This is a genomic window from Streptomyces globisporus, from assembly GCF_003501885.1.
Classification (GTDB): domain Bacteria; phylum Actinomycetota; class Actinomycetes; order Streptomycetales; family Streptomycetaceae; genus Streptomyces; species Streptomyces globisporus_D.
Genome location: NZ_QWFA01000037.1, coordinates 26,464 through 37,493, shown reverse-complemented (window position 1 = coordinate 37,493; position 11,030 = coordinate 26,464). Strand labels below are relative to the sequence as shown.

Sequence of the window (11,030 nt, the reverse complement as noted above, 5' to 3'; positions counted from 1 at the left end):
CGTGGGGAGCGGAGCGGACCCGGCGGGGAGGGTGGCGGGGTCAGAGCGCGGAGCGCTCGGCCGGGGGCGCGGAGCGGCCCGGCGGCCCCGGCATCCTCGGGCGTGAGAGCGCGGAGCGCTCGGTCCCGGGGAGCGCCAGCGGACCGGGCACGCCCCGCAGGGGTGAGGAGCACAGCGGATCACCCCTGCACGCGGCGGCCCGTCAACCCCCCGCCCCCACCCCGTAATGAAACGGGCCGTCAGGCCCGCTGCTCCCCCGGGCCGTCAGGCCCCGGGCCGGGCCGTCAGGCCCCCGGGCCGGGCCGTCAGGCCCCGGGCCGGGCCGTCAGGCCCCCGCCCCCGTCGTGCCTCGCTGCGCCCCGCTCAGCCACGACGCCGCCGCGCCCTCCGTACGTGCTGCGGGGTCGCGCGGTCAGCGGCGGGTGCGGATCGCGGAGTCCTGGTCAAGGTGGGCTACGAGCTCTAGGAGCTCGGGGTGGTCGGACAGGTCCAGGTGCCGCGGATCCGCTGCGTGGCGCAGCAGGCCGAGCATGCGGTGGACGATGTCGGCCTGCCGCTGGTGGAGCTCCCAGTTCTCGTCGCCCGGGGCCAGACGGTCCGCGCTCAGGTGGGCCCGTGGGTCTGCCTGGAACCGGAGGTGTTCGGCCAGACACTCCTTCAGGGCACTGGGCCAGGTCATGTCGACGGCGCCTTGGTCCACGCCGTCCTCGCTGACGGGGGCCGACATGAGCACCCCTTCCCGGGACCGGTTCGCCCGCTCCTGAAGATCCGGGATGGCGGTCAGGGCGAGCGCGGCGGTGCGGATAAGGCTGGCATTGGCCAGGGCCCAGTGTCGCTCCGCTCGTCGGCGGCGGCGCTCACGGGTGTGCTCCACGCGCTCGTTCTGGGTACGGGGGCGGGTTCCGTCGGCACGCGTGGACCGGCTGAGCTGGAGGTGACGTCGCTCGGCGGACTGCCGGCTCTTCATCTCCAGGGCGTCAGCGATCCGGGCCCACGTGATGCCGTAGGTGCGGGCCAGCGAGATCAGCATGAGCTCGTCGTCGAGAAGCTTGTCGCGCAGCGTGCCGAGCACGAGGAGCGCGGCAAGGACGTCGGTCTCGGTCGCCCGGGGCCGGACGTGGCCCTGGGCACGCCGGCAGATCTGGTCGTACCGGCGGGCGATCTCCAGTAATCGCTTCTCGTCGTACTCGGTGATGCCGAGAGGGTCCTTGCGCCGGATGCCTCCCGGCGGCTCCAGCATGTGTGACCAGGCGCGCTCCCGATCGATCTCGGCTTCCGGGCGGTCGGACCGGCGAGGCTTGTGTGTCGTCATGACGACGACTCCTTTCGTCGTCCGTGTGACGACTGAATCACCCGACGGGTCCGCCGGGTGTGCCGCAGGTGATGGGTTTCGTGCCCGGCCGGGCGGCACGGCGGCTCGCCTCCCGCCGGGGGTGGGATGAGAGCTCGGCTCTTGCCCTTCCGGGCCCAGCGCGCACGCGCGGCCGCCAGCGCGGCCAGCGTGACCGCGACCAGGACGCCGACTATGAACTGCGAGACCACGCTCTCAATGAAGGAATTCATGGTGATCTGCGCACACGAGTGCGCGGGCTCCCTACTCAACAGGTGCTCTACGGGCACGCCGGAACAGCACGGCCCGCCGGACAGCGGGACGTCGCGGCGCGAGAACGGCCGACGGAGCGTCCCGGTGTCATGAGTCTGCCGGGCTTGGCAGGGGGCACATGCCACCAGCGGCTCCGGCGCACTATTCGCCACGGTTCGCCAGGCCCAGCTACAAGACAAACTCACGTAAACGAGACTTCCGAATGTCGTCTTCCGGATGCATCCACGCGGCAACAGCTCTCACTGAGAGGCCAGTTCGCGATCGCGTGGCTCGGCTCAGCAGATCCGCACAACGGTCAGCGTCCCGTGGCGCCCCGCACTGGCCAGCGCCTCACCCACCAGGTCGGTGACGAGCGCGGCGTACGTCTCGCCCACCTCGGTGCGGTGTTCCCTGCCGCGGGAACGTCGGCCAGGAGCACGCCGAACAGGACGGCCAGGACCTATCCAGCAGCGCGGACAGGCGGGGCCGCTAGAAATTTTGAGGCGAATTAAGATATCTAGAGAACTAAGAGTGTTTTCTAGCTAATCGATAAGCCAATTTCCGCCATCTTATGGCCTGAATATTAATCAGGCGGCGTGACACCTTGACATCACGGGATAGGCTTGCAGCGGCGGAAAGGCACCCCGCCGCAAGGGTATCCCCTGCTGTGAAGGCGACATGCAGCCTGACCTGCGGGAACGCACTTTGAAGCGCTTCGCATCCCCTCCAAAGTGGTCGCATGCCGGAATACCCCGGCATGCAGACCGGGAGGGCAAGAATGGCTACACCTGAGCACACCCCTACTGATCATCTCGGCACCACATGGCGGGACGTCTCGATCTCTCTTTCGGGACGGTGGCGATTTCCAACGGTTCTGGAGTCCACCGGAGTGGTGACCTCCGGGCTGCTCGTGGCCACGGTTACCGGACTCGTCCCGGAGGGGCCAGCCGCGCTCGGCACGGCCGGCGCCTTCGTACTGCACTCGGTGGCCAGCCTGATCACACGCTGTGTCCGGGTTTCGCGCGAGCGAGCCGCTTCGTCGGATCGCCGCCGGGTAGCGCTGACAGCCACAGCACCGCCGCGCCCTCCGTACGACGCTGCGCCCCACCATGCCCCTCAGTGAGCGGAGCGTGGGTAATGGTCAGCGTGCGCGTACGACGTTCAGCGTGCCGTGGCGGCCCGTCCCGGCCAGCACCTCGACCACCAGGTCGGTGGCGAGCGCGGTGTAGGTCTCGCCGGACGTGGTGCGGTGCTCGCCCGTGGTGGGGGCGTCGGCCAGGAGCGCGCCGAGCCAGGCGGCCAGGGCCGCGTCCAGCGGTGCGGAGAGGCGGGGCCGGCTCTCTGTGTCCGGGAGGAGTGCGAGGCGGCGCGGGCGGCGGCGGGGCCCGACCGTACCGACCACCCGTGCGTCGGTGGTGTCCGCGTGGCGGATCTTGCGCCACAAGGTCCGCCCGCCGAACGGGTACGGGCTGCTGCCGGGCTTGGCGACGATGCCCTCAACTCCTTGCGGTTGGAGGGTCTCGTACCACTGGAGGGCGGTGTCCCGGTCCGCGGTGGCAAGGACGGGTTGCAGCGGGGGGCCGACGTCGGCCAGGACGTCGACCAGGGCCGCGCGGCGCTTGGTGTACGGGCGGGCGGCCAGGGCATCTCCGCCGTGGTCGGGGTGGGCCAGGATGTCGAACGCGGCGTAGGTGGCGGGGAGGCGGGCGGCCAGGGCGCGGGCCCGGTCCAGGGTGGAGGCGGCGCGGGCCTGGACCGCCCCGAAATCGGCCGTGCCCGCGTTCCAGATGACCGCTTCCCCGTCCAGCACGGTCCCCGGCGGCAACGCCATGGCGGGCACCGCGAGGTCCATCCAGTGGGAGGTGACGGTCCGTCCGGTACGGGAGTAGCAGACCACTCCGTCGTCGGTACGGCGGAGGATCATCCGGTGGCCGTCGAGCTTGATCTCAAAATGCCAGCCGGGCCCGGTGGGCAGGGTCGGGACGGCGCGGGCCAGGGCGGGCCGGATCGGGAACTGCACACCCCGACCCTGACCCGGGCGGGCCCGTGCCGCACCCCGGGGACCGTGGGCCCGGCGGGTGACAGCGCCGCCGGGCCCACGGGTCACTGCGGGCCTGGTGTGGCGTTGTCGGCGGCGAGCTTGACCAGCCACTCTTCGTACGCGGCCATGTAGTCGTCGGCCACCGCCCGAGCCTTGGTGAGCGCGTCCGCGCTCGGTTCGTCGTGTTCGGCCCCGAGGGCGCTGGCAGTGGTGCAGTACAGGCCGCGCGCGATGAGGTCGAGGAGGGTTTCCCGCTCCTGGGCGGCCTGCTCGGGGTTCGTGATCGGGTCGGGTGAGACGTGCACGGGTGCCTCCTGGCTATGCGTCGGTGGTCGTGAGGGCGGCGACGACGTCGCCGGGCGGCGGGGTGATGCCCCCGGTCAGGTAGCGCACCCCTTCGCCCTCCGAGGGAGGAACCGCGCCCTTGGTGATCGGGTGGCGCCGCGAGGCCGCGGTGCGCCACCCGTACCGCTCGTCCCAGACCACGGCCGGGGCCGGGGCATGGTCGACGTCCAGGACGAGCGCGGCGACGACCCGGTCGTCCCCGGGGAACTGGACGTCGGGCGCGGCCTCAGTGGTGGTCCAGCCGGCTCGGTGGAGGGCGGCGGCGACGTCGGCCAGGTACGGGGCAGCCCGGCGGGCGCGCAGGACGGTTTCGGCCCGTGCGGTGGCGCGGCGGACCTGTCCGGCCGGGTAGCCGAGCTGGGCGGCGGCCTCCGCCGGGGTCAGCGTCGGGTGCGCCTCGATGTGGTCGGCGATGCGGTCGGCACGCAGCCGGGTCAGGGCGTCCTGTGCGGTGTTGCGGTGGACACCGAGCCGCTCGGTGACCGTGGCCGCGCTGATGGTGGGGTCGGCGTCGAGCAGCTCGGCGACGAGCCCGTGGACCTGGTCGCGCGGGACCTGGTCCCCGGTGCTCTTGGGGCGGCCGGTCCGCTGCGCGGCGTCGCCGGGGCGGCCCGCCTGGAACGCCTTCACCGCGCGGCGGGGCCAGTGCTCGACCCCGCCCGCCTCGATGCGCGCTTCCGTCAGGGCGGGGTCGCGCTTGTAGACGTCCCAGGAGTTCGGGGCCACCCCGATCAGGGCCGCGCACTCGCGGCGGTCCAGGAGGTCCCCGTCGTCCTCGACCTCCGGCTCCGGGAGCGGAGGCACTGGCTTGCCCAGGAGGTAGGCGTCGACCTGCTCGCCGTCGTACAGCCGCGTCCGGGCCCCCTCCGAGCTGACCGGGGCCGGGAACCCTTCGGCCGTGTACGGCTTGAGGCGGGTGTAGTGGTCGATACCGACGCCTTGCTGCGCGGCGAGGTCCGCCAGGGTGCGCACGAGGTGCTGTCGGCCTGCTCTGATCACGGGGTTACTCCTCCAGAACTCACGATGTCGAACGACGGTATCGGCCCGGTCTCCGGGCCGTTGGGCGGTACGCTGCGGGCGGGCCCCCTGTCGGGGGTTGCGTTGGCCGGCACCCTTGCCACCCGTCTCACCCCCGTGGACGGATTGGGTGCCGGCCCTTTGTGTCCCGGCCCGCTCGCAGCTCATCACGCGGACGGGCCGCCAGGCACCCTCGGACCGGCCTGCCCCGGCAACTCCAGTGCCGGGGGCGGGCCTCATCCGGGGTGGGGTCAGGCGGACCAGCCGACCGAGGACACGAAGCTGTAGCCGTCGTAGTCCGAGCCGATCAGGTCCAGGACCTCGTCCCATACCGCGTCCAGCTCGTCCTGGTCGTCGTCCATCCACGCATCGACGGCCCGGTCCCACACACCCCGGACGTTGATGCTGCGGGGGGCCAGATCCCGCCGGTACTTCTGCTCAACACCGCGCTGGTTCACCGGGTTGATCTCCACCCGGGTCCCCCGCCCGTCATTGTTCAGCCGGGCCTTGAGATCCGCAGCGACGTTGCGGCGGCGCAGATCCCAGTACGCGGCGTCGAGGCGGGCGAGGTTCGCCTTGTTCGGGCTGCGCTCCTCCGCGAGCCACGCCATCAGGGTGCGCGGGGAGACGTGGACCCCGGCTCGGTCCATCGCCTCGTATCCGGCGTCGGAGCGGGTGAGGTAGTTGAGGCGGGCGGCGCGACCGCGCTCACTGTCGACCGGCGAGCTGATGCCGCGCACCATGCCCTCCATGGCGATGCCGAGCGCCTCACCACCGGGTGCGCCGGCCGCGCCGTACTTCCCGAACTCCATCCACCGCCCGGCCATCAGCCGCCCACCTTGCCCACCAGGTACTCACCGGACGCCTTGCCGTCACCGGTCTTGATCTTCAGTTCGGACACGCCCCGCCCCTCGGTGAACACCTGCCGCCAGTCCCCGCCGGTGACGTGCAGCTCGTCCGTGTGCTTCAGCGCCACGACGTCCAGCCCGGCCTGGTGCGCCTTGTACGCACGCCCGCAGTGCAGCGCGAACGCCTGCGCGTGGATCAGGTGCATCCAGTCCGGGCGGACCATCTCCCGGTTGTGGACCGACTCCCCCATCGTGGAGACGAACTTGCTGTACATGGCCTTGACGTACTCCAGCAGCAGCTTGTCCCCCGCCTCGATCGCCTCCGACCGCGCGGCCACCAGCAACTTCCGCAGTGCGTCCAGGAAGTTCTCCGTGGCCCCGGACGTCCAGGACTCGTGAACGGTCGGTGCCTCGGTCAGGCCCCACTTCGGGCCGGACAGACGCAGCAGGAGGCGCAGCGTGGCGTCGGTGACCCACAGGGCGCCGGGGGTGTCGCGGTCCCCGAGCGGGTCGGGCAGATGCGGGTGGGTCCAGGGGGCCGGGGTGATCAGGTGAACGCCGCTGCGCTTCGGGCCGACCCCGTCCATGCCGGTGGTGTGCTCCAGCTTCCCGATCGGGAGCCACACCTTGAGCGCGGACAGGTACGCGGCGTTCACGTCCAGGGCGGTGACCTTGACGTCCTTCTGGGCGGCGCGCATCGAGTAGGCGGGGTTGTTGTAGGCGGGGCGGGCCTCCCAGATCTGATCCGGCTCCCGCTTCGAGGGCTTGTGCAGAATGTCGGGCAGCGCCGGATAGGCCGTGTACTCGTACCGCGCGGTGGCCCGGGTCTCGTTGAACAGGTGCATCACGTCCGGGATCGCCCGGCCGATCAGCGCCTCGAGCGCGGCGTCCTCATCCCCGCCGGCGCGCTCGGCCTCCTGCTCGACCGCACCCCGGATCAGGCCCATGAGGTCCGCCTCGGCACGCTCGGCCGACTTCGAGCGGCGCAGGGGGCGGGTCGGCACCGGGGCCGGGACCGGCGACACCGCAGCCGCCGGAGCGGCTGCCGGGACCGGGGCCGGGGCGGGCGGTACGGCTGCGGGTGCGGCCGGGGACGGCGCGGTGGTGGTGGGCTGGCACATCGCCCCGGAGTGCAGCGGGCGGCCATCGGTCGACTGGTAGGTCGTCTCAACACCGCACCGCACGCACGGGCCCGGGTCGCCCTCGATCGCCCGGCCGTCCGGCCCCCGCAGGGTCTCCAGGCCGGTCAGCGCGGCCGGCACCGCGACGGCGGGCGTCTCGGCGGCGGCCGGTGCGGGGGCGGTGCCGTAGGGCTGGTCGTTGAACAGGGCCGCGATCGGGTTGTCCGCCGGGTCGACCGGGGCGGGGTGGAGCTCGGCCAGGCCCTCCAGCAGTTGCAGGTACTTGAGCCTGCCGGGCGGAGTCGGGGTCGATGTCCCGTTCTCCCAGGCAAGGACAGTGCCGCGTGCGACACCGACCGCGGTGGCGACCTGGGCGCGGGTCAGCCCGGCCGCCTCACGCAGCCGCAGGCGCTCCTCCGGGGGCGGCATGGCCTTGGCGAGACGCGCCTCTTCGAGCAGCGATTCAACGCTCACTGGATCAGTCATGAGACAAGTGTATCAGCACTGACCTAGATTTGATGCTAGATTGTGCAGCTTCCGTATCGCATTTGGGCAGCGCGTAGCGAGGAGCATAGGGGTATGCAGCAGACACCGCAGGCGAACGGGTCCGGGATCACCCTCCGGCCGCATCAGGTCGAGGCCGTCGACCGGATCGTGTCGGGCCTGTCCCTCCCGGCGAGCGGGACCATGCCCGCAGGGGGGCTGCGCGGGCAGGTCCACATGGCCACCGGAACCGGCAAGACCATCACCGCCGCGATCGCCGCACTGCGGCTGTGCCCGAACGGGATGATCGGCGTGCTGGTCCCCACCCTGGACCTGCTGACGCAGACGATCGAGGCGTGGCGCCGGGCCGGGCATCAGGGCCCGGCCGTGGCGGTGTGCTCGCTGGGCGCGGACCCGCTGCTGGAGGCGCTGGGGGTGCGGTGCACGACCAACCCGACGCAGCTCGCCCTCTGGGCCAGCTCGGGGCCGATGCTGGTGTTCGCGACGTACGCCTCCCTCGCCGGACAGGGCCTCATCGACGACCAGGACGACGAGGAGGACTCCTCGGACGCGGCCGCGCCGGGCGTGCTGGAGCGGGCGCTGCTCGGCTCCTACGGGCAGAAACTGGCCCCGTTCGACCTGGTGGTGGTCGATGAGGCGCACCGGACGTCGGGCGACGGCTCGAAGGCGTGGGCGTCCGTCCACCACCAGGACCGCATCCCCGCCGCGCGGCGCCTCTACATGACCGCCACCCCCCGCCTGTGGGAAGCGGCCCCGCGCACGACGGACGGCGAGGAGGCCGAGGGCGACGAGCTCGGCGCGGCCGACGTCCCGGGCGGCGGGGAGGTGCTGGGCGGGCGGCTCGTCGCCTCCATGGACGACGTCGAGCTGTACGGGCCGGTCCTCCACGAAACCGGGCTCATGGAAAGTGTCGAGCGCGGGATTTTGGCGCGGTTCGAGGTGGATGTGCTGGAGATCCGCGACCCCGCCCCTATCGCCGAGGACGCGTCGCTGGAGGAGCGGCGGGGCCGCCGGCTCGCAGCCCTCCAGGCAGCCCTCCTCAAACACGCCGACGAATCCGGCGTGCGCTCCTACATGACGTTCCACTCGCGGACCCTGGACGCGATGAGCTTCGCGCGGGCGATGCCGGAGACCGCCGCCCGCCTCCACGCCGCAGACCCCGCCGCCTACCCGGCCCGCATCGGGGCGGAATGGCTCTCCGGCGAACACCCCGCCACCCACCGCCGCGACGTCCTCACCCGCTACGCCGAAGGACTCGACGCGGAGGGATGGGTGACCGAGGTGGGCTTCCTGGCGTCCTGCCGGGTCCTTGGCGAGGGGGTCGACATCAGGGGCAAGCGGGGTGTGCAGGCGGTCGTCTTCGCCGACACCCGCTCGTCACCGGTCGAAATCGTCCAGATCATCGGACGGGCGCTGCGCCAAGAGCCCGGCGACGGCAAGGTCTCCCGCATCGTGGTGCCGGTGTTCCTGGAGCCCGGGGAGGACCCCGGCGACATGATGGCCTCCTCCAGCTATACGGGCCTGGTCGCGATCTTGCAGGGCCTGCGTGCACACGACGACCGGGTCATCGAGCGCATGGCGCTGCCCACCACCACCGCGCGCGGGCAGATCACCTCCGTCCTCGCCCTCGACCCGCAGGCCCCAGCCGACAAAAACGACGACCAGGACGACAAGCGCGGCGAGGACGACGGCCAGGAGCAGGACGACGAGCGGGAAACCGCGGCGGCCGGCACCGACGATGACGGCGGCCACGAGCAGGACACCGACGACGAGGACCAGGGCGACGCGGTCCCGGGCATCGCGCCCGTCACCACACCCCTGTTGCGGTTCTCCCTCCCCCGCGACCCTGAGAGCGTCGCCCTGTTCCTGCGCACCCGCGTCCTGCGCCCGGACTCCGAAATCTGGCTGACCGGCTACAACACCCTGCGGACCTGGGTCCAGGAGCACGGACACGCCCGCGTCCCCAGCGACACCACGATCAAGACGGGCGACGTCGGCGACACCTACGCCCTGGGGAGCTGGGTCGCCGAGCAGCGCCGGGCGTTCAAGGCCGGGACGCTCAAGGCGTGGCGGGTCGACCTGCTGAACGAGGTGGGCATGGTCTGGTCGGTGGGCGACGCGGGGTTCTGGAAGAACCTCGGTGCTGCCCGCTCTTACTACGCGGCACACTCCACACTGGCTTGCCCCCGGAACGCGGTCTGGGACGGGGTCGCGCTCGGGCAGTGGGTCAGCAACCTGCGCCGCCCCGGCGGACTGGGCGCCGACCCCATCCGCGCCGAGGAACGCCGCAAGGCGCTGGAGGCCATCGACCCGGAGTGGAACCCCTCCGGGTGGCCGGTCGACTGGCAGCGCCACTACGCCGCCACCCGTGAACTCCTCGGTCAGGAGCAGGGCCTCCCGGCCGGGCTGCTGCCCGGCGTCACGGTGAACGGGTGCGACGTCGGCACCTGGACCACCCGGCAGACCGACCCCGCCGTCTGGGACGCCCTCCTGCCCGAGCAGCGCGAGCGCCTGGAAGCACTCGGGCTCAAGCGCCGGACCGAGACCACCCCGGCTGCCCGCGCCGGGAAGAGCGGGAAGGGTGGGGCGTTCGAGCGGGGCATCACTGCGCTCGCTCAGTACGTCCAGCGCGAGGGACACCTGAAGGTCCCCCGCCAGCACACCGAAACCGTCGTCATCGACGGCCAGGAGCACGAGGTCAAGGCGGGGGTGTTCCTCTCCAACCACAAGAGCAGGCGCAACAAGCTGAGCGCCGAGCAGCGCGAGCAGCTCGCCGCGCTCGGCGTCGACTGGGCCACCGCCACCTGACACCCGGTCCATGAACCCATCGTCCCGCGTCCCCTGGCCCACAGCCCGGGGACGCGAACCGGGCCACCGCCGATCCCCCGGCCCGGACCCTCACCCACAACTCGGAGATGCCAATGCACCCGACGGACGTCCTCGTGATCGCGTCGGCCCTCACTGCGGGCTACCTCGCAGGCCGGCTGCGGCCCTGGCGGCGGCTCGGGGAGTGGGCCGTCGACCAGATCCGTCACACCGGGCCGTGGGTCAGGGGCGGGCGCGGGCGTCAGGCCGCCGTCGTCCTGGCCCACGTTCTCACCGCACCGCGCACCAGCTGGCGCATCCTGCGCACCCCGGCCACCGCCGGGCCGGAAACCGCCCCCGTACGCGACCCCGACTGGGCCACCACCCGCACACCCACCACCCCGGGAGACACCGTATGACCACCGACCACGCGGAACAGAGGATCGCGGCGATTCTGTCGGACCCGGAGGCACAGCGGATCGGAGCACTGATCCAGGACGAGGAGGCCCGGGGTGGGCGGGAGCTACGCGACGAACTCCAGGTGTTCCAGGACCGGTACGAGACCGCCGTACACACGGGCGACATTGCCGTACTCACCCAGGTGTGCGAGGGGAAACACGGCCGATGGGGGCGGATCTGCGTACAGAGCACCGGACACGAAACCCGCACTCCGCACTGGGGCATCACCCCGCACGGCGAGCCGGTCGCCTGGATCGGCAGCGCACCCGATGACGACTGATCCACGACCACCCAGGGACCCGGCGGCC

9 protein-coding genes and 1 pseudogene are annotated in these 11,030 nt (G+C 72.1%); 4 read left to right on the top strand and 6 right to left on the bottom strand.

The features are described 5' to 3' along the window. Window positions 1-227, top strand: a pseudogene (locus D3105_RS34910) (hypothetical protein); the annotation flags it as partial. Window positions 228-412: 185 nt separating this feature from the next. On the opposite strand, the gene D3105_RS09535 reads toward D3105_RS34910, so the two are convergent. The 6 genes from D3105_RS09535 to D3105_RS09510 all read right to left on the bottom strand — a co-directional run bounded on the left by D3105_RS09535 (window position 413) and on the right by D3105_RS09510 (window position 7,440). Further along, entirely contained in the window at window positions 413-1,312 is a 900-nt protein-coding gene (locus tag D3105_RS09535; protein ID WP_098017063.1) for a hypothetical protein, read from the bottom strand. Window positions 1,313-2,723: 1,411 nt separating this feature from the next. Then, complete coding sequence (locus D3105_RS09530) at window positions 2,724-3,602, bottom strand: hypothetical protein (protein WP_118902085.1); 879 nt, start codon at window positions 3,600-3,602, stop codon at window positions 2,724-2,726. Between the two features lie 83 nt (window positions 3,603-3,685). After that, the gene (locus D3105_RS09525; protein WP_118902082.1) at window positions 3,686-3,928 is read right to left on the bottom strand and encodes a hypothetical protein; all 243 of its coding nucleotides are present in this window, start codon (window positions 3,926-3,928) and stop codon (window positions 3,686-3,688) included. Window positions 3,929-3,941: 13 nt separating this feature from the next. After that, window positions 3,942-4,967 carry a DUF6292 family protein gene (locus tag D3105_RS09520; RefSeq protein WP_118902079.1) on the bottom strand — a complete coding sequence of 342 codons (1,026 nt, stop codon included), beginning with the start codon at window positions 4,965-4,967 and terminating at the stop codon, window positions 3,942-3,944. 269 nt (window positions 4,968-5,236) lie between these two features. Beyond that, entirely contained in the window at window positions 5,237-5,812 is a 576-nt protein-coding gene (locus tag D3105_RS09515; RefSeq protein WP_118902076.1) for a transcriptional regulator, read from the bottom strand. Further along, the gene (locus tag D3105_RS09510) at window positions 5,812-7,440 is read right to left on the bottom strand and encodes a helix-turn-helix transcriptional regulator (protein ID WP_118902073.1); all 1,629 of its coding nucleotides are present in this window, start codon (window positions 7,438-7,440) and stop codon (window positions 5,812-5,814) included. Before D3105_RS09510 ends, D3105_RS09515 begins: the two co-directional genes overlap by 1 nt. 93 nt (window positions 7,441-7,533) lie before the next feature. Here D3105_RS09510 and D3105_RS09505 point away from each other — a divergent pair, with 93 nt between their 5' ends. The 3 genes from D3105_RS09505 (at window position 7,534) to D3105_RS09495 (ending at window position 11,002) form a co-directional block, all read left to right on the top strand. Further along, window positions 7,534-10,266, top strand: a complete 2,733-nt coding sequence (locus D3105_RS09505) for a DEAD/DEAH box helicase (RefSeq protein WP_118902070.1) — start codon at window positions 7,534-7,536, stop codon at window positions 10,264-10,266. A 107-nt stretch (window positions 10,267-10,373) separates the two neighbouring features. Then, the gene (locus tag D3105_RS09500) at window positions 10,374-10,682 is read left to right on the top strand and encodes a hypothetical protein (RefSeq protein WP_123947573.1); all 309 of its coding nucleotides are present in this window, start codon (window positions 10,374-10,376) and stop codon (window positions 10,680-10,682) included. After that, complete coding sequence (locus D3105_RS09495; protein ID WP_118902064.1) at window positions 10,679-11,002, top strand: hypothetical protein; 324 nt, start codon at window positions 10,679-10,681, stop codon at window positions 11,000-11,002. Before D3105_RS09500 ends, D3105_RS09495 begins: the two co-directional genes overlap by 4 nt. Window positions 11,003-11,030: the final 28 nt, after the last annotated feature.